The organism is Thalassovita aquimarina (genome assembly GCF_018219815.1).
In the GTDB taxonomy this organism is placed as follows: domain Bacteria; phylum Pseudomonadota; class Alphaproteobacteria; order Rhodobacterales; family Rhodobacteraceae; genus Thalassobius; species Thalassobius aquimarinus.
The window spans coordinates 175,305-194,143 of the sequence record NZ_JADMKU010000005.1; the positions used below are offsets into that span (position 1 = coordinate 175,305).

Sequence of the window (18,839 nt, forward strand, 5' to 3'; positions counted from 1 at the left end):
CTCAGTCCCGCCTGCCCGACTTGAGATAGTGCAGAATCGCAGCCGGAAAATGCTGCATCTGCACATTGTGCAGCAAAGGCCGGGAAAGGCCCAGAACCGTAACGGTCTTTTTCTCCGGCAGACGCAAGGTTTCTTCCCGGCCCAGATCAACCCAGAGACGGGCACGGGCCGGGCCCACGGCTACGGCGTTCAGGATACCGACGAAACGGGCCTCGATCTGGCCGCGAATGGTGCCGGGCGCATCGGCCCACAGGGTTTCGCCCTCTTTCCAGATGCATGTGCGGTCATCGGAAACCAACCCGGCGCCCAAGGCCATCAACTGCAGCGCCAGCGCGGATTTTCCCGCCCCCGCGCGGCCGGTGATCACCACCGCACGGCCGTCAAGCGCGACGGTACTGGCATGCAGGATCAGGCAATCTTTGTCCGCCGGGCGGCCCACGTCACACCGGCAGGCCCACGACGAAGCGCGCGCCCAGCGGTTCCGAGGTCGCGTCGGCATCGGTGGGGCGGATGTTTTCGGCCCAGATCACGCCGCCATGAGCCTCGACGATCTGCTTCGAAATCGCCAGGCCAAGGCCGGAATTGTTGCCGAACTGGTTTTCCGGCCGCTCCGAATAGAACCGCTTGAACACCTTGGTCAGCGCCTCTTCGGGGATGCCCGGGCCGGTATCTTCGACGACAACCAGGACCCGGTTTTCGCGCTGACGGGCCCAGACGCGGATCGCGTCGCCCTGTTCGCAGAAACTGATCGCGTTGGTAATCAGGTTGACGAAGACCTGCGCCAGTCGCGCTTCCAGCCCCATGATCTCGATCGGCTTGTCGGGCAGGTCGGTGATGAAATCGACCCCCTGCTCACCCGCCTGCTGGCCCAGGTATTCGCTCAGGTTGCTCAGCATTTTCAGCAGATCGAAGGATTCCTGTTCTTCCTTCACCAGTTCGCTGTCGAGCCTTGAGGCGTTGGAAATGTCGCTGACCAACCGGTCCAGCCGCCGCACGTCGTGATCGATCACGTCTAAGAGCTTTTCGCGCTGATCATCACGCTTGGCGACCCGCAGCGTGCCCACGGCCGAACGCAGGCTGGCCAGCGGGTTCTTGATCTCGTGCGCCACGTCGGCGGCGAATTGTTCGTTGCCGTCGATCCGGTCGTAAAGCGCCGACACCATGCCGCGCAGCGCGCCGGACAGCCGGCCGATTTCATCGGGCCGCGCGGTCAGGTCGGGAATGCGGATGCGGCCGCCGGTCTTCTGCCGCTTGTCGCGCGCGCCGCCGAGTTCGGCAGCGGTGGCCAGATCGGCCAGCGGATTGGCGATGGTCGAGGCCAGAACGAGGCTCAGCCCGATCGACACCAGAATGGCGATCAGGAACATCTGCAGGATGCGTTCGCGCTGCGCCCGCACCAGGTGATCGACCTCGCCAGCGGCGCTGGTCAGGGCCACGACCCCGACGATGCTGCCGCCCTGTTCGATTGGGGTGGCGGCGGTGAAGATCTTGGTGCCGCCGGTGGCCGGCCCCATGTCGATTTCGGCTTCGCCGGACAGGACGTTACCGGCCAGTTTCCGCGCCCGCTCCTCGACGCTGGGCAGCGGCGCCGGCGCCGTCCTCGGCGACGACAGGCCCGACATCCTGTCCCAGAGCCAGGTCAGGCCGTCGACGATCAGCGTCGGCCCCGGTTCGGGCATGTCTGCGGTCGGGGCACCGCCCTGCCCTTCGATACTGGAAACCAGCGCGATGTCGCGATCGAAGACAAAGGCTTCGATCCCTTCGCGCAGGTCCAGCCCGCCAAGCAGGCGCGCCACATCCACCGCGCCGCCCGCGGCAATTTCCGAAGCGGCGCCCTCGGGCAGCTGCGCCTCGATCACGTCGGCGATCAGTTCCGCCTGCGCCACCAGGGAATTGGCCCGTTCCACCGCGAATGAATCGCGCGATGAATTCAGCAGCAGCACCCCGGCAACCAGGATGTTCAGCGCGATCAGGTTGAAGGTGATGATCTTGCGGGTCAGCGGCGACCGGTTCAACGACAGCCAACCGCGCCGTTCCCGCCGAACGCGCAGTTCGCTGTCCACGGTGCTGTCGGGGGCGACAAAATCGTCGCCCAAGACCACGTCGCCACCTTGTCGTGTCGCCGTATCCCGCAAATTTACCCCTTCAGCCAACGCCATGATCAGTCTTCGTTATATCGGTAGCCGATGCCGTAAAGCGTCTCGATCGCCGCGAAATCGGCGTCGGCCGACCGCATCTTCTTGCGCAGGCGCTTGATATGGCTGTCGATGGTGCGGTCATCAACATAGACCTGATCGTCATAGGCCACATCCATCAGCTGATCGCGCGATTTCACGAAACCCGGACGTTGCGCCAGCGCCTGCAGAAGCAGGAATTCGGTCACCGTCAGCGACACATCCTTGCCCTTCCAGGTCACCGAGTGGCGCAGCGGATCCATCCGCAGGTCGCCGCGTTCGATCACCTTGGTTTCTTCGGTTTCCGGCACCTCGACGCCCGCCTGGACATCCTGCCGGCGCAACAGCGCGCGGATGCGCTCGACCAGCAGACGCTGCGAAAACGGTTTCTTGACGTAATCGTCGGCCCCCATGCGCAGGCCCAGGACCTCGTCGATCTCATCATCCTTGGAGGTCAGGAAAATGACCGGCATGGTGGTTTTCTGGCGCAACCGCTGCAGAAGGTCCATGCCGTCCATCCGCGGCATCTTGATATCCAGAACGGCCATGTCCGGAAGCTTTCGGTTGAATGCATCCAGAGCGGATTGGCCGTCGTTATAGGTTTCAACCTCGAACCCTTCTGCCTCAAGGGTCATGGCGACGGATGTCAGGATATTCCTGTCATCGTCCACAAGGGCGATCTTCGACATCGGAGAATTCCTTTTACTGCTCTTATTGCCTATTTTTTTCCTCATTATGCCCATTTTCCCCCTTGGCAATCAATCGGAAACTGCGAATCAGCCGTGCCATGCACCAGATTTCACGGCAAATTCCTCAACCAATGGCTAATTTACCTCACATTCGGCATCGGCACCGGGCGGCGATTGGGGGATTTTCGCCGTGATTGCGCTAACTTGCATTTGGTTGCGCTAACTGCGCCAAACCGTCCTGTTCCTTCATGGAAACGTCATGTTAAGAGGCCGGTTATCGGGTGCAGCATCCGGTCGGGAACGGGAGAGGGTTCCGTCCCCGCAGGGAACATCGCCGCAACTCGCGCGGCTACAGGAGCTTGGCATATGACATTTGGACGGGTAAACCCGCAATTCCAGCTGGAAGATCAGGGGATCAAGGGGCTGGGCGATGTCTTTTACAATCTTATGGAGCCCGCGCTGATCGAAGCCGCGGTCAAGAACGGCGAAGGCACGCTGGGCAAAGGCGGCGCCTTCCTGGTCACCACCGGCAAGTTCACCGGCCGGTCGCCCAAGGACAAGCACGTCGTCAAGACCGACAGCGTCGCCGACAAGATCTGGTGGGAAAACAACGCGGCGATGTCGCCCGAAGGGTTCGACAACCTCTATGCCGATATGCTGGAGCATATGAAGGGCAAGAAATACTATGTCGAGGACCTGGTCGGCGGCGCCGATCCGGAACATGCGATCAACGTCCGCATGGTGACCGAACTGGCTTGGCACGGGCTGTTCATCCGTCACCTGCTGCGCCGTCCCGAACGCGAAGCGCTGGACAGCTTCATCGCCGATTTCACCGTCATCAACTGCCCCAGCTTCAAGGCCGATCCCGAACGCCATGACTGCCGCAGCGACACCGTGATCGCGATGAACTTCGACAAGAAGCTGATCCTGATCGGCAACACCGAATACGCCGGCGAGAACAAGAAATCGGTGTTCACCCTGCTGAACTACCTGCTGCCGGAAAAAGGCATCATGCCGATGCACTGCTCGGCCAACCACGCCATCGGCAACCCGGTCGACACCGCGATCTTTTTCGGCCTGTCGGGCACCGGCAAGACCACCCTGTCGGCCGACCCGTCGCGCACCCTGATCGGCGATGACGAACACGGCTGGTCGGATCGCGGCACCTTCAACTTCGAAGGCGGCTGCTATGCCAAGACCATCGGCCTGAACCCCGAGGCGGAACCGGAAATCTACGCCACCACCTCGAAATTCGGCACCGTGATCGAAAACATGGTCTATGACGAAGAAACCTTCGAACTGGATTTCGAGGATTCCAGCCTGACCGAAAACATGCGCTGCGCCTATCCGCTGGAATATATCTCGAATTCCTCGGACAGCGCGCTTGGCGGCCATCCGAAGAACGTGATCCTGCTGACCTGCGACGCCTATGGCGTGCTGCCGCCGATCGCGCGGCTGACCCCGGCGCAGGCAATGTATCACTTCCTGTCCGGCTTCACCTCGAAGACCCCGGGCACCGAACGCGGCGTGGTGGAACCCGAACCCACCTTCTCGACCTGCTTCGGCGCCCCGTTCATGCCGCGCCGGCCGGAAGCCTACGGCAACCTGCTGCGCGAAAAGATCGGCAAGCACGGCGCGACCTGCTGGCTGGTCAACACCGGCTGGACCGGCGGCGCCTTCGGCACCGGTTCGCGGATGCCGATCAAGGCCACCCGCGCGCTGCTGACCGCCGCTCTGGAAGGATCGCTGAACGAGGTTGAATTCCGCAAGGACGAAAACTTCGGCTTCGACGTGCCGGTCGATGTGCCGGGCGTCGACCCCCAGCTGCTGGACCCGCGCCAGACCTGGGCCGATCCCGCCGCCTATGACGCGCAGGCCGCCAAGCTGGTGCAGATGTTCGCAGACAATTTCGAACAGTACCTGCCTTACATCGACGAGGATGTGAAAGCCGCCGCGATCGGCTGATCGCCGGACGTACCCTGCAACACGCCAAAGACGCCCCGGCCATTGGCCGGGGCGTTTCTTTTTGCACGCTCTCCGTGGATCGCGCGGCAGCGGAAACCCGGGTTTCAGGCCGCGTGCGCCGGTTCCATCACTTCCTTGGTCGGCACATGCATGACATGGCGCAAATCCTCCAGCGCCATCCAAACCATGTTGCAATCCAGCGGCTCGTTGCGGCCCTCGATCTTCCAGCTCAGGCAATAGGGATCGCAATGCATGTAGCCTTCGCGTTCGGCCAGCCCGCGCCGGGCGATCGGACGCAGCATGAAGCCGAACAGAAAATCCGGCTGCCAGTGCAACATCGCCGTCAAAAACGAAAAACGGGCAAGCAAATCGATCAATCCGCGGCCGCGATAGGCCGAATCATCTTTAAGCCACATTTCACCATGATACACCGCGCGGCCGGTAATCTTGGCCGCTCCGGGCCCCGGGCGGAACCACGATCCATCGTGATCGATGCCCACTCCACCGGGCGGAAAATCCCCGAAACGGGACGAAAGATACCGCGCCAAGGTTTGATCATACAGGTCCAGAAGGCGCATTGCCTGGGTATGAACCAAGACCCCCTTGGAATTGCGGCCTATGATCCAAATGCCTCGGGCTGCTGGTAAAAATTGCTTTGTCGGATCAAAGGGAGGCCCCAGCGGCTGTTCCGGTCGGCCATCCTTCACGATCTGGGCATATCTTTCGAAATCGTCACCGACTTCGATATGCAGATGCTGGGACTTCAGGGCATTGGCGGTCTCAGACAGGTACCGCGCTCCATCAAATACATCTTGTATGCTCATTTTGGACTCCTGTGCTGCACACAACAACAGGATGCCCAACCTAGGCGGAAATGTCTTTCGATTGTTCCCGCATCGCGGGAGCGCCCTCCATCAGTTCCTCCGCCGGCATGGATTCGATAATCTCCTGCGACAGGCCCTCGATCTGCAGATCATAGCTCCGCACCACGATCGATCCCATCGCGAAACTGTCGTCGGGATAGCGGCATCCCAGCAACAGCCGCTTGAAGCTGATCGGTTCCGGCCCGCCCTCTTCGCCCCGGTCCATCAGCGTGTGAACGTGGTCATAACGCAGCCCGCGACTGGCGCGGATTTCCTCGAACGGCTGCGACAGCTGCACCGCGTGGGACGCCCCGCCGGGCAGCGCCGGAACCGCGCGGCCGATCGAACTGCTTTCCCAACGCCAGCCATACCATGTCGCATAGGACGATTTGCTGCCCACCGCGGTGCAGATCCAGTCCTCGGCCGATTTGCGGAACACCATCAGGCTTTCGCGGATCGGATCGAAGGCTTCATGGGTGATCACCCCTTCCGCCTCGGCCCAGCATTTCACCGCCTTTTTCAGCAATTCGTTCTGGCCGGTCCAGATATCGCTGATCGGATGCTGCTGCAGGTAAAAACGCCAGCCGTCCGGATCTTCCTTGCCGATATGGAACAGGCCGCCGATATGACCGGTTTCATTGTTCAGCCACGCGGCGCCGCGCGCCTGGATATCCTGCGCCTCGCGCAGGCAACTGCGGCCCGCATCGGTCAACTGGTATTGCCGGTCGACGATGACGAAAAGCTGCTCGCCCTTGAGTTCTTCGAGGATGTTGATATGGCGGCGCACCGTCTGCCGGGTGGAATCCAGTTGCGCGACCGTGTGTGACAGGTTCAACGTCTCCGCCAAGGAGGTAAAGGAGCGTAAAAGTTCGAACAGCAACGGGTGATTCTTCAACTCCGCCATGTGACCCCTTATGGTAGCGTCAGGCGTTAACTACACTCGGAATAGTAACAACCAGCACCACTTCCACGTTGAAAAGACTGCTTGACCCCTGTTTTTACAGGCCTTCGAAAGCAGGTAAAGCCCCCCTATACTGATGGATGATTTTTATTCCCGTCAAGAAAATTCATCATCAGTTGATTGAATGGATCCGAATTGTTTTCTTCTTCTGGTAGTCTAGAGATGGAAGTTAGATATGTCGCACCCAGTAGATGTTCACGTAGGCAAGAAACTGAAGAACCTTCGCGTGCTGCGCGGACTGACCCAAACCGATGTCGCCAAGGGGTTGAATATCTCGTTCCAGCAGGTTCAAAAGTACGAACTTGGCCGTAACCGCATTTCGGCCAGCAAGCTGTTCGAAATTTCCAATATCCTGAACGTTCCGCCGTCCTACTTCTTTGAAGGGCTGGACCAGACCGCCGACGAAAACACCCCGGTGATCGACGAGGAAACCGCGCGCATCGCATCGGTCTTCAGCAAGATCAAGGATGAACGCCTGAAGGCGCAGATCCGGTCCTTCGTCGACGCGGTTGCCGGTTATGTGCCCGCCGACGACGCGACGACGCACTGATCGTCAGTAGAAAACGGCGCGGCGCACAAGGTTCAGCGCCGCGACGAAAAGCACGATCAGGGTGACACGGCGAAACGTCGCCTGATCGATCCGGTCATGCACCTGCAGCCCGATCCAGGTCCCGGCAAGCGCCGGGATCAGCAGCGCGGCGGAAAACATCGCGGTGTCGCTGCGCACCACGCCGGACCCGATATGCGCGCCCAAGAGCGCCACCGCGCCAAGACCATAGATCACGCCCTGGATGCGCAGCTGTTCAGCCTTCGGCGTGTCCAGCGCAGTCAGGTACAGCACTGTGGGCGGCCCCCAGACGCCGGACATGCCGCCGACCAGACCGGCAAATCCGCCGATCGCCGCCTCGATCGCGCCCCGCCCGCTTTCCGGCAGCCGCAGCCGAACCCCCATCAGCTGGATCAGCACGAACACCGAAACCGGTGCGCCGATCAGCAGCAGCATCACCTGCGGCGAAATCAGCCGCACCAGTTGCGCGCTGGCCAGGATCGTCACCAGCCCGACCAGCAGGAACACCCGGAACCGCTTGACCGAAGCCCAGGCCGCCGCCCGCCCCTGCCGCAGCGCCTGCCAGCCATTGGTCGCCACGGTCGGCAACATCAGCCCCGCCAGCGCCAGCTGCGGGTCGATGAAACTGCTCAGGCCGGAAATCAGGATCATCGGCATGGCGAAGCCCACCATCCCCTTGATGAACCCTGCCAGCAGGGCGATCACGCAGGCAGACGCGAAGACCTGCGGCGACATGAGCGTAAAAAGCGTATCCATAAGATCTGTTAGAGCACAGCCCCGAAATGCTGCAACAGGAAAACGCTCGGTCCGTTCGGGGGCCCCTGTGGAATATCGCACAATTCTTGGCTTTAGCTCGCGGGACACTACTTTCAAGCGTGAAACCCCGCCCTCCCCCATAGCCAACACGCAACTTTCGAACCTCCAAGTGTCGCAATTGGTATTTTTGTTGCGCTGCAACTGCAAAAGGAATATGTCACACCGCAGCAATTGAGGATATGATTCATGGCCCATGACGGACAGGACCTGACGATGACCGATACCGCACTTCTCCCCGACCTGCTGACATTGACCGGCGCGGCCGTGGCCCCGGTCAATGCATTGGTGGAAACCGCAACCGCCCATGTACGCGATGCCGTGTCGCGCGACGGCCGGGTGTCCGGCGCCGCGCTGGAAGCCGACCAGGCGATGGCGCATGGCCTGTCCTGGCTGGCCACCTATGGCCAGTCGCTGACCCAGATGCAGGCCTGGGCCGAGCGCCTGACGGCCGATGGCAAGTTCGGAGAGATGGAACAACTGATCCACCAGATCGCCTTTGGCGAATACCTGGCCCAGATCAAGGGCGGCATCCCGATGAGCCAGGGCGAAATCGCCCGCCTGTCCGACCTGGGCGTGGATGGTGCGTCGCTGGAAACCGACGCGATTTCGACACTGATCGCGCGCGGCAACAGCCAGGCCGCCCGCACCCGCCTGGTCGAGCTGATGCGCGACAATGCCGGCCACGCCACCTTCGGCGCCAGCGGGTTGGACGAGGAACTGGAAATGATCCGCGAACAGTTCCGCCGCTATGCCGATGAACGGGTCGCCCCGAACGCCCACGACTGGCACCTGAAGGACGATTTCATCCCGATGGAGATCATCGAGGAACTGGCCGAAATGGGCGTGTTCGGCCTGACCATCCCGGAAGACTTCGGCGGGCTGGGCCTTTCCAAGGCATCGATGGTGGTGGTGTCCGAAGAACTGTCGCGCGGTTATATCGGCGTCGGCTCGCTCGGCACCCGCTCGGAAATCGCCGCCGAACTGATCTTGGCCGGCGGCACGGATGCGCAGAAGGAACAGTGGCTGCCGAAACTGTCCAGCGGTGAAATCCTGCCCACCGCCGTGTTCACCGAACCCAATACCGGGTCCGACCTCGGCAGCTTGCGCACCCGCGCGGTCAAGACGGAATCCGGCGATTATGAAATCACCGGGAACAAGACCTGGATCACCCACGCCGCCCGCACCCATGTGATGACCCTGCTGGCCCGTACCGATCCCGACAGCACCGATCACCGCGGCCTGTCGATGTTCCTGGCGGAAAAGACCCCGGGCGACGACGAAAACCCGTTCCCGACCGAAGGCATGACCGGCGGCGAAATCGAGGTTCTGGGCTATCGCGGCATGAAGGAATATGAACTGGGCTTCGACCAGTTCAAGGTGAAGGGCGAGAACCTGCTCGGCGGGGTCGAGGGCCAGGGCTTCAAGCAGCTGATGAAAACATTCGAGGCCGCCCGCATCCAGACCGCCGCCCGCGCCATCGGCGTGGCGCAGAACGCGCTCGAGGTGGGCATGCAATATGCCGAGGACCGCAAGCAGTTCGGCAAGTCGCTGATCCACTTCCCGCGCGTCGCCAACAAGCTGGCGATGATGGCGGTGGAAATCATGGTGGCACGGCAGCTGACCTATTTCTCGGCCTGGGAAAAGGACCACGACCAGCGCTGCGATCTTGAGGCCGGGATGGCGAAGCTGCTGGGCGCCCGCGTCGCGTGGGCGGCGGCGGACAACGCGCTGCAGATCCACGGCGGCAACGGCTTCGCGCTGGAATACCAGATCAGCCGCATCCTGTGCGATGCACGGATCCTGAACATCTTCGAAGGCGCGGCCGAGATTCAGGCCCAGGTGATCGCCCGGCGGTTGCTGGGCTGATCCGCCTTCACAAACGGATTCTTCCCCAACTGGCGCGGCCCTTCGGGCCGCGCTTTTTTGTTTCGCCGGGCCGGTGGCCCGGCAATGCCTCCGGCGGGGATATTTGGAAAAAGAAGAAGCCGGGAGACGGTTATTCCGGCTGGCAGATTTCCCCGTCCCTGATTGCCCGCAGGGTCCGGAACACAAGCCCCACGATGATCACCAGCAGCACCACCAGCAGGCCCGAGCCGATCAGCTTGTGCACCGGGCTTGCGGCATTGGCGGCGAAGTTGAAGCTGGCGATGGTCACCGCGGCGAAGGGGAAGCTCAGCGCCCAGAAGCTGAGCGCGAAGGGCAGCTTGACGATCCGCGGCAGCTGCATCGCCACGATCAGCGCGAACAGGTAGGCCCCGTTGAGCAGGATGCGGGCGAAGGCATCGACCTCGCCATAAAGCCGCACCCAGGCGACGAAGGCGACGGCGGGCGGCGCGATCAGGATCACCAGCGTCGGCTGCAACCGCCCCGGCAGCGGGTCGTGGAAGATCAGCCGGTTCATCACAAGCGTCATCAGCACGATCCAGAAAATCAGACCGACCGACATGAAATACCAGCTGAGTTCGACATAGCCGAGCGGCACGCCGGCGATCGGCACGATCACGTTGCCCACCGCCGGGATGAACCAGGCCGGGCTCAGGTGACCGGTCTGGAACGCCCGGGCGCCGATCCAGCCGGACACAACCGCGATGGTCAGGACACCATGCGACGCCGCGCCGATCAGCCACAGCGCCTCGGCCAGCTGCGCACTGCGCGGCAGGGTCGCAGTCGCCAGCAGCAGCAGGGAAATGGAAATCGCCGGGAAAAAGGCCAGCCGCACCGGATGCTTCCATTCCGCCACCACCGCCTGCGGATATTGCAGCGCCTTGGCGACATAGCCCATGGCGATCAGCAACGCGATGAACATGGTCGCGCCATAGGCGACGGTCGAGACAGTGCCGCCAAGACCGAAAGCCAGTTCCGCCGCGTGCAGCGCCAGCGTCAGCCCCGCCATGCCCATGACGATGGCAAAAAAGGTCACCGGGTAATGTTCCAGCCGGTTACCGCCTTGTTCCTGCAGGGGGTTGGTCATGCCCCGTCTCCTTCCCGTGTGCGCGCGAATGCATAGTGTTGCCAGCCATGCCACGCGGCGGCAAGGGACAGCCATGACTTAAATCAAGATTTTCCTTGGCATCCGGGCCCTTGGCGCTCAGGCCCCGACGATCCGGGCACTCATCAACGCGCCGACATGGTGACTGCGCTCGAGGTAGCGGGCGATCTGCACTTCGGCCGCATGGCCGGCAAAGCGCGGCGCAAGGCAGCGCAGCAATAGCCATTCCGACAGCGCCATGAAATCGGCAGCCTGTTCCGCCGGGGCTTCGGAACCGGCCAGCGCCGCGCGCGCCCGGGTCCACAGAGCGACCTCTTCGGGGGTGGCGTTGGCGGCGGCGAAAGCGGCGAACCGGTCGGCGGCAGCGGAGGCGCTGCCGCCGAGCAGACGGGTGGCCAGCGTCAGCGCATGGATGCCGTTTGCGCCCTCGTAGATGCGGCAGATGCGGGCATCGCGCCAGACCTGGTCGATGCGGTATTCCTGCAGGTAGCCGTAACCGCCCAGGCACTGGATGCCCAGATCGGCGGCGCGGCTGGCGGCGTCGGTGCAGAAATGCTTGGCGATCGGGGTGAGGAATTCCACCAGCGCCGGGTCGTCGCCCTTTTCCAGTTCGACCACCGCGAGGTGGCAGATCGCCCGGCCCAGCAGCGACAGCGCCCGCATCTCCGCCAGCATGTTGCGCACGTCGGGGTGCTGATCCAGCGTCACCGGCTGACCGTCGGGCCCGCGCCCCTGCTGCCGTGCGGCGCAATAGGCGGCCGCGATGTCATGGGCGCGGCTGGCATGCGCCACGCCCTGCAGCGCCACGTCGATGCGGGCGTGGTTCATCATGGTGAACATCGCCCTGAGCCCGGCGCCTTCTTCTCCGATCAGTTCGGCCCGTGCGCCGTCGAAGGCCATCTGGCAGGTGGGCGAGGCATGCAGCCCCATCTTTTCCTCGATCCGGGTCACGGTGATGGCGTTGCGCGCACCGTCAGGCAGATGCGAGAGACAAGCGAACAGCGACAATCCCTTCACGCCGCTGCCCGTCTCGCCGGTACGGGCCAGCACCAGGTGGAAAATGCCTTCGCTCAGGTCCTGATCACCGCCCGAGATGAAGATCTTTTCGCCGCTGATCGCCCAGCCGTCGCCATCCCTTACCGCGCGGGTGCGCACCCGGCTCAGGTCCGATCCGGCGCCGGGTTCGGTCAGGCACATGGTCGACAGCCAATCGCCCGAAGCCAGTTTCGGGATGTAGGCCGCTTTCTGTGCCTCGTCGCCGTATTCCAGCAGCACCCGCACCGCGCCGGGCACCAGCCCGGTCACCATCTGCAGCGCATGGTTGGCGCCGGTGAAAATCTCCGATGAGCAGGCCAGCGCAATGCCGCCCATCCCCTGCCCGCCGAATTCCTCCGGCACGGTCAGCGACGGCCAGCCCTGGTCTGCATAGCTCTGGTACAGTTCCCGAAACCCGTCCGGCATCGCCACCCGGCCGTCTTCCAGCCGGCATCCCTGCCTGTCGCCCACTTCATCCGTGGGGGCGATTTCGCTTTCGGCAAAGCTGGCGAAATGCTGGGTGATTTCGCGGATAAGGTCGCCATCCCAATCGGGCAGGGCATCGGCGCCGACCTTTTCGAGCGTGAACAGGATGTCGTCGACAGGGGCTGCGAAGGGTTTCATCTCGGGATCCTTACAGGCAAAGCGTTACCGGGCCGCCCCCGGAAGGGAGCGGCGACATGTCGTTTCCGGGAAAACCGGGCGCGGGTTACATCAGGCCCAGCAGGCGCGCGGCGTTGTTCTTGATGATGTCGGGGCGCAGTTCGTCCTTGATCTTGATCTTCTCGAAATCAGACAGCCAGCGTTCCGGGGTGATCATCGGCCAGTCCGACCCGAACAGCACCTTCTTGCGCAGGATCGAATTGCAGTAACGCACCAGAATTTCGGGGAAATACTTGGGCGACCAGCCGGACAGGTCGATGTAGACGTTGGGCTTGTGCTGCGCGACCGAAAGCGCTTCCTCCTGCCAGGGGAAGGACGGGTGCGCCATGATGATTTTCAGGTCGGGGAAATCCACCGCCACGTCATCGAGATACATCGGGTTGGAATATTTCAGCCGCATCCCGTTGCCGCCCGGCATCCCCGATCCGACCCCGGTCTGACCGGTGTGGAACAGCGCGATCGCGCCTTCTTCTTCCAGCACGTTGTAGAACTCATAGGCCATCCGGTCGTTCGGGTAGAAACCCTGGAAGGTCGGGTGGAACTTGAACCCCTTGATGCCGAAATCGCGGATCAGACGGCGCGCCTCGCGTACAGCCATCTTGCCCTTCCACGGGTCGATCGAGGCGAACGGGATCAGCACGTCGTCGTTTTCGGCGGCAAGTTCGGCGACTTCTTCGTTCTTGTAGCGGCGGTAGCCGGTTTCGCGTTCCGCATCGACCGGGAAGATCACCGCGGCGATGTTCTGTTCGCGGTAATGCGCGGCGGTTTGCGGAATGGTCGGCGGATGGGTCCACGGCGCGCCGAAATAGTTCGCCATGGTGCTTTGCAATTCGTCATAGCCGTCATCGGCGTGGCAGCCGCAGGGTTCCTCGGCATGGGTGTGGATGTCGATGGCACGGACCTTGGAGATGTCGACCATTTAGCTGTCCTTTCAAGCGGTTGCGCCCTTGGCGTCATCGGGACGCCTCGGGCGGGAGTATTTCGGGAACGATGAAACGGGTGTCAGACCCGGATCACGTCACCGTCCTTGTCATCATAGAGTTTCTCGACCAGCGCGGCGCGGCGGGTCAGCACCTTGCGCGTGTTCAGGTTGCCCTTGGCGGTGATTTCGTGATCCTTCAGCGACGGCGCCTCGGCGCAGATCAACGCCTTGCCGATCCGTGTCGAGGACCCGGTTGCTGTGCCCGCCAGCCGGGCCAGCCGTTCCTGCACCTCTTCGACCAGGGCGGCATCGGTGACGATATCGCCCTCGGCGCCGCCGGCGGGTTGGGCCGGGAACAGAAGAACGCCCAGGTCGGCGCGATCATGCCCGGTGATCACCAGGTCGCCTATCAGCCCCTCCAACGCGGTCATCAGCGCCGTGCGCAGGCTTGCCACCCGCACCCAGGTGCCCGAGGTCAGCTTGAAATCCTCCGAGATCCGGCCATCGAAGGTCAGCCCCCGGCCCGGATCGTTGGGATCGACGAGCTTCACCGCATCACCGGTGATCAGGAACCCTTCGGGATCGAAGCTTTCGGCGGTCTTTTCCGGGTCCTCGAAATAGCCCGGCATCACGTTCGGCCCCTTGCAGCGCAGTTCGTAACGGCCGTCTTCGTCCGGGATCAGCTTGATGACGGCACCGGGCACCGGTACGCCGATGATGCCGGACCGGTTGACCCGTTCATGCACCAGAAGCGTCGCAGGCGCGGTTTCCGTCATGCCCCAGCTCGAGACCATCAGCGGCACAGTGCCAGTGACTTCCATCGCCATTTCACCCAGCGCGTCCCAGATTTCCTGCGGCAAGGACGCGCCGGCGTAGAAGGTGAAATCGAGATCGGTAAAGAACGCCTTGCGCAGTTCCGGATCGGCGCGCAATGCCTCGACCTGGCGGGCGAACCCCACCGGCACGTTGAAGGCCAGCGTGCCGGTATGCATCTTCATGTTTTCCAGCGATCGTGGGAACAGCGCCTCTGTCGGCTTGCCGTCATCGATGTAGATCGCGCCGCCATTGGCCAGCATCATGTTGAAATTGTGCGACCCGCCGAACACGTGATTCCACGGCAGCCAGTCGAGGATTTTCGGCGGCTTGGCGCGCAGCACAGGGAAGGCATCGGCGATCTGGGTCTGGTTCACGCACATCATGCGATGGGTGGTGATCACCCCTTTCGGGTTCGAGGTCGACCCGGAGGTGAACAGGATCTTGGCCACCGTGTCGGGGGTCACGGCGGCATGGGTCGCGTCGACATCGGCATCGCCGCCCTTCAGCGCCTCTTCAATCGCGATCACGTCGCGCGGCGCACCGTCTGTCTTGCTGGCCAGAACATCGTAGCCGGCCAGTTCCGGCATGTTCAGCGCCTGCGCATAGCGGGCGGCATCATCGACGAACAGCAACCCGGGGCGGACCTTCTCTGCGATGTGGAGCAGCCGTTCATGCGCACCGGGGATCAGCGAATATTGTTCGGCCACCGGCACCACCGCCATGCCGACATATTGCGCCGCCAGCGCCAGCAACCCGTGATCGACCGAATTGCCCGACATCACCAGCACCGGACCCTTCTTGTCATAGCCATTGGCCAACAGCCACGCGCCGAGATTGCGCACCGTTTCCAGCACCTGCGCATAGCTGACTTCGCGCCAACCGGCACCGTCGCGTTCGGCGATGAACACCGCGTCAGGCGTTTTGTCCGCCCATTCGTGCAACCAGTCGCCGGTCGTGTCTACCACCGCCCCCATCGGGTGCGCGGATGTCAGAACCAGCGTGCCGTCGGCACGCGTTTCGGTGATCACCTCCTGCGGTACGGTGATGCTGTCTTTGGCCATGGGCTCCCCCCTTTAGCTTCGTGATGCGATCTTGCCCAACAACGCCAACAGCGCGGCGCGCTCCTCCCGGGTCAGATCGTGCAGAATAACCTCTTCTCGTTCGGCCAGCGCCCGCACGGCGGCGTTGCGGATTTTCATTCCCTCCAGTGTCGCGCGCAAAGCGTAGGACCGCCGGTCGGTCGGCACCCGGTGCCGCCCGATCAGCCCGGCCTGTTCCAGCGCGTCGATGATCAGCACCGTGTTGGACCGTTCCATGTTCAGCGCCGCCGCGATCTGCGACTGGGTCACGTCCGGGTGGTCGCAAATCACCACCAGCGCAGAAAAGGTGGTGATGCGCAGGCCGAATTCCTCCAACACCTGCGCCGCATCCGCCTGCAGGATATTCGTGGCGCGCTTCATGGTGTAGCCGATGATCCCGCGCAGCGAACTGTCGAGCCTGCCGGTCGCGGCCTGATCCTGTGTCGATACTTTCTTCGTCTTCACCATGGCGGTCACCGGAAGGTCGGGTTGCGTTTTTCCAGGAAGGCCTTCAGCCCTTCCTGTGCATCCGGGCTGGTCTGGGTCAGCGCCGCGCAAAGGCTTTCGGTGAACAGCCCGTCCTGCTTCGACATGTCCTCGATCCGGGCCAGCGCGTGGATCATCACGTAATTGGACAGCGGCGCGTTGTCGGCGATCTGCCCCGCCAGCTTCTTGGCCAGCGGCAGCGCCTCGCCCTCGCCCACCGAATGGTGGCACAGGCCCAGCATGTAGCCGTCATCGGCGCCGTATTTGCGGCCCGTCAGCATCATCTCGGTCATCCGGTCGGCACCCAGAATGCGACCGACCCGGACCGAGGCCCCGCCGCCGACATAGATGCCGCGGCGGCCTTCGGGCAGCTGGAAGATGGTCGAGGGTTCGGCGATCCGCACATGGGTCGAGGTCGCCAGTTCCAGCCCGCCGCCGATCACCGCGCCGAACATCGCCGACACCACCGGCAGCCCGCCGAACTGGATCTTGTCCATCACCGCGTGCCAGCCGCGCGAATGGCGCATCGTGCCCTCGGCGTCGCGCGACACGTGTTCGGACAGGTCCAGCCCGGAACAGTAATGGCCGTCGGTCCCGGTCAGGATCACGACCTTCACGCCCTCGGGCGGATTGGAAAAGAATCCGTCCAGCGCCGCAAGCAACGTGTCGTTCATCGCGTTGCGCTTGCCGGGGCGGTTCATGGTGACCGTCGCGACCGGACCTTCGACCTCTATCTTGATGATATCGGAATCGCTCATCTCTTACTCCCAGTTATTAGCTATAATTCATAACTATTATTTTCTGAACAGTCCAGCCCCATATCTTCCCGGAGGCCAGGCAAAAGAAAACCCGGCACAAGGCCGGGTTTTCAAACCGTTCCGTCAATTCGCCCCGTTTCAGTGCAGCAAGCGCAACAGGAACAGGGTGATCCCCGGGAAGGCGATCAGCACGATCACCCGGACCACGTCGGAGGCGACGAAATACAGCACCGCCTTGTAGGTTTCGATCATCGGGGTCAGCCGGTCCATCGAGTTGATGACGAACAGGTTCATCCCCACCGGTGGCGTGATCAGCCCGACCTCGACCACGATCAGAACGATGATGCCGAACCAGATCGCGGTTTCTTCCAGCGTCAGCCCGAAATCGAGGTTCGAAATGATCGGGAAGAAGATCGGGATCGTCAGCAGGATCATCGACAGGCTGTCCATCACGCAGCCGAAGATCAGGTACAGTGACAGGATGATGATCAGGATGATCCACGGGCTGAAACCAAGCCCCACCACGTAGTTCGATAGTTCCTGCGGCACCTGGCTCAGCGCCAGGAAGCCGTTATAGAACCCCGCGCCCAGCACGATGAAGAAGATCATCGCGGTCGACCGCGCGGTCGCCATGAAACTTTCGATCAGCGTCACCTTGGTCAGCCCGCCATTGGCCAGCGCGATCAATCCGGTACCCGCCGCACCGACGGCGGCGCCCTCGGTCGGGGTGAAGACACCCAGGTAGATGCCCCCGACAACGGTGACGAACACCAGCAGAACCGGCCAGACATTGGCCAGCGCCTTGAACCGCTCCGCCATCGGGATCGGTTCGCGAACGCCCGCCGCATCGGGATGCATCCGGACATAGATCGAGATGGTGATCATGTAGCCGACCGCGGCCAAGATGCCCGGAATGAAGGCGGCCAGGAACAGCTTGGCGATGTTCTGCTCGGTCAGGATCGCGTAAATCACCAGGATCACCGACGGCGGGATCAGGATGCCCAGCGTGCCGCCGGCAGCCAGCGTCGCGGTGGAAAACCCGCCCGAATAGCCGTAGCGGCGCAGTTCCGGCAATGCCACCTGGCTCATCGTGGCGGCGGTGGCCAGCGACGATCCGCAGATCGCGCCGAACCCGGCGCAGGCGCCCACGGCCGCCATCGCCACACCGCCGCGACGGTGACCAAGGAAGCTTTCGGCGGCCTTGAACAAGGCCTGGCTCATGCCGCCAAGGGTGGCAAAATGGCCCATCAGCAGGAACATCGGCACGATCGACAGCGAATAGCTGGAAAAGGTCGAATAGGTTTCGGTCTTCAGCTTGGCCAGCGCGATGTTGGGGCTGCCAGTCAGGAAGTACAGCCCGCCCAGCCCGACAAGGAACATCGCAAGGCCGATCGGTATGCGCAGGAAGATCAGAACCAGAAGAAGCGGGAAGGACGTCAGTCCGATTTCAAGATTGCTCAATGGTCTGCCCCCGAACCGGCGTGAATGATGGTCGTGTTACGGAAGAATTCCGCGATCCGCACGACGGCCATGTAGACCGATACGATCGCGGACACGATGCTGGCGACGAAGCTGATGCCATAGGCCCACCAGATCGGGAATTGCAGCAGGAAGGTGGTCTCGTTATATTTCATCTTCGACATCATGCCGTCGTAAAGCCGCCACGCGATCAGGATCAGCACCAGCGCGAACAGGATTTCCGATACCATCTGGATGAAACGGTTCGCCCGAACCGGCAGTGCCGAGGTGAAGATATCGACCGACGCATGACCCGCGGTGATCTGGCAGAGCGGAATGAAGGCGAAGATCGAAAAGGCGATCCCGGCTTCCACCAGCTCGAAATCGCCGGTGATCGGCCCCACTCCGGTATCAAGCAGCGTTTTGGTCAGTCCGCCCAGCACCGCTTCGGCGAAATCGCTGTGCAGGAGCGTGTTGATCGCCCGACCGAGAACCGACAGGCAGGTCAGGATGACCAGGAAGGTCAGCACCGCGCCCCCCAGCATCGCCATGCCCCTCGCAAGGTTGTTCATGAACCGTTGCATTGCTTTCCTCTTT

The 18,839-nt window shown here is 62.5% G+C and carries 17 protein-coding genes; 3 read left to right on the top strand and 14 right to left on the bottom strand.

Features of this window, described 5'->3' with window-relative positions; all coding sequences use genetic code 11:
• Nucleotide 1: 1 nt before the first annotated feature.
• The 3 genes from IT775_RS07950 to IT775_RS07960 are packed head-to-tail and all read right to left on the bottom strand — an operon-like array spanning nt 2 to nt 2,863.
• Nucleotides 2-439, bottom strand: a complete 438-nt coding sequence (locus IT775_RS07950; RefSeq protein ID WP_343231119.1) for an HPr kinase/phosphorylase — start codon at nt 437-439, stop codon at nt 2-4.
• A 1-nt stretch (nt 440) separates the two neighbouring features.
• On the bottom strand, nt 441-2,159 hold the full coding sequence (locus IT775_RS07955) for a sensor histidine kinase (protein WP_212700554.1): 1,719 nt from the start codon (nt 2,157-2,159) through the stop codon (nt 441-443).
• A gap of 2 nt (nt 2,160-2,161) precedes the next feature.
• Nucleotides 2,162-2,863 (bottom strand): response regulator transcription factor, encoded by a 702-nt coding sequence (locus IT775_RS07960; protein ID WP_212700555.1) that lies wholly within the window; start codon nt 2,861-2,863, stop codon nt 2,162-2,164.
• A 366-nt stretch (nt 2,864-3,229) separates the two neighbouring features.
• Between IT775_RS07960 and IT775_RS07965 the strand changes: the two genes are divergently transcribed.
• Nucleotides 3,230-4,828, top strand: a complete 1,599-nt coding sequence (locus tag IT775_RS07965; RefSeq protein WP_212700556.1) for a phosphoenolpyruvate carboxykinase — start codon at nt 3,230-3,232, stop codon at nt 4,826-4,828.
• Between the two features lie 104 nt (nt 4,829-4,932).
• On the opposite strand, the gene IT775_RS07970 is transcribed toward IT775_RS07965, so the two are convergent.
• Nucleotides 4,933-5,691 (bottom strand): hypothetical protein, encoded by a 759-nt coding sequence (locus IT775_RS07970; RefSeq protein ID WP_212700557.1) that lies wholly within the window; start codon nt 5,689-5,691, stop codon nt 4,933-4,935.
• 1 nt (nt 5,692) lies between these two features.
• Nucleotides 5,693-6,595 carry a helix-turn-helix domain-containing protein gene (locus IT775_RS07975; RefSeq protein WP_212700558.1) on the bottom strand — a complete coding sequence of 301 codons (903 nt, stop codon included), beginning with the start codon at nt 6,593-6,595 and terminating at the stop codon, nt 5,693-5,695.
• Nucleotides 6,596-6,827: 232 nt separating this feature from the next.
• Between IT775_RS07975 and IT775_RS07980 the strand changes: the two genes are divergently transcribed.
• Nucleotides 6,828-7,202: a helix-turn-helix domain-containing protein gene (locus IT775_RS07980; protein WP_212700559.1), complete on the top strand. Its 375-nt coding sequence runs from the start codon at nt 6,828-6,830 to the stop codon at nt 7,200-7,202.
• 3 nt (nt 7,203-7,205) lie between these two features.
• On the opposite strand, the gene IT775_RS07985 is transcribed toward IT775_RS07980, so the two are convergent.
• On the bottom strand, nt 7,206-7,976 hold the full coding sequence (locus IT775_RS07985) for a sulfite exporter TauE/SafE family protein (RefSeq protein ID WP_212700560.1): 771 nt from the start codon (nt 7,974-7,976) through the stop codon (nt 7,206-7,208).
• Nucleotides 7,977-8,222: 246 nt separating this feature from the next.
• Here IT775_RS07985 and IT775_RS07990 point away from each other — a divergent pair, with 246 nt between their 5' ends.
• On the top strand, nt 8,223-9,902 hold the full coding sequence (locus IT775_RS07990) for an acyl-CoA dehydrogenase family protein (protein ID WP_212700561.1): 1,680 nt from the start codon (nt 8,223-8,225) through the stop codon (nt 9,900-9,902).
• Nucleotides 9,903-10,032: 130 nt separating this feature from the next.
• Here the strand turns inward: IT775_RS07990 and IT775_RS07995 are convergent, their stop codons facing one another.
• The 8 genes from IT775_RS07995 to IT775_RS08030 all read right to left on the bottom strand — a co-directional run bounded on the left by IT775_RS07995 (nt 10,033) and on the right by IT775_RS08030 (nt 18,826).
• On the bottom strand, nt 10,033-11,007 hold the full coding sequence (locus IT775_RS07995; protein ID WP_212700562.1) for an SLAC1 anion channel family protein: 975 nt from the start codon (nt 11,005-11,007) through the stop codon (nt 10,033-10,035).
• Nucleotides 11,008-11,124: 117 nt separating this feature from the next.
• Nucleotides 11,125-12,684 carry an acyl-CoA dehydrogenase family protein gene (locus tag IT775_RS08000; protein WP_212700563.1) on the bottom strand — a complete coding sequence of 520 codons (1,560 nt, stop codon included), beginning with the start codon at nt 12,682-12,684 and terminating at the stop codon, nt 11,125-11,127.
• An 85-nt stretch (nt 12,685-12,769) separates the two neighbouring features.
• Nucleotides 12,770-13,642 carry an amidohydrolase family protein gene (locus tag IT775_RS08005; protein WP_212700564.1) on the bottom strand — a complete coding sequence of 291 codons (873 nt, stop codon included), beginning with the start codon at nt 13,640-13,642 and terminating at the stop codon, nt 12,770-12,772.
• A gap of 83 nt (nt 13,643-13,725) precedes the next feature.
• Nucleotides 13,726-15,522: a feruloyl-CoA synthase gene (locus IT775_RS08010; RefSeq protein WP_212700565.1), complete on the bottom strand. Its 1,797-nt coding sequence runs from the start codon at nt 15,520-15,522 to the stop codon at nt 13,726-13,728.
• A gap of 12 nt (nt 15,523-15,534) precedes the next feature.
• Nucleotides 15,535-16,008, bottom strand: coding sequence for a MarR family winged helix-turn-helix transcriptional regulator (locus IT775_RS08015; protein ID WP_212700566.1), 474 nt, complete (start codon nt 16,006-16,008; stop codon nt 15,535-15,537).
• A 5-nt stretch (nt 16,009-16,013) separates the two neighbouring features.
• The gene (locus IT775_RS08020; RefSeq protein ID WP_212700567.1) at nt 16,014-16,784 is read right to left on the bottom strand and encodes a crotonase/enoyl-CoA hydratase family protein; all 771 of its coding nucleotides are present in this window, start codon (nt 16,782-16,784) and stop codon (nt 16,014-16,016) included.
• 138 nt (nt 16,785-16,922) lie between these two features.
• Nucleotides 16,923-18,245 carry a TRAP transporter large permease gene (locus tag IT775_RS08025; protein ID WP_212700568.1) on the bottom strand — a complete coding sequence of 441 codons (1,323 nt, stop codon included), beginning with the start codon at nt 18,243-18,245 and terminating at the stop codon, nt 16,923-16,925.
• A complete protein-coding gene (locus IT775_RS08030; RefSeq protein WP_212700569.1) occupies nt 18,242-18,826 on the bottom strand; it encodes a TRAP transporter small permease in 585 nt (194 codons plus the stop codon). Before IT775_RS08030 ends, IT775_RS08025 begins: the two co-directional genes overlap by 4 nt.
• Between the last annotated feature and the right edge of the window lie 13 nt (nt 18,827-18,839).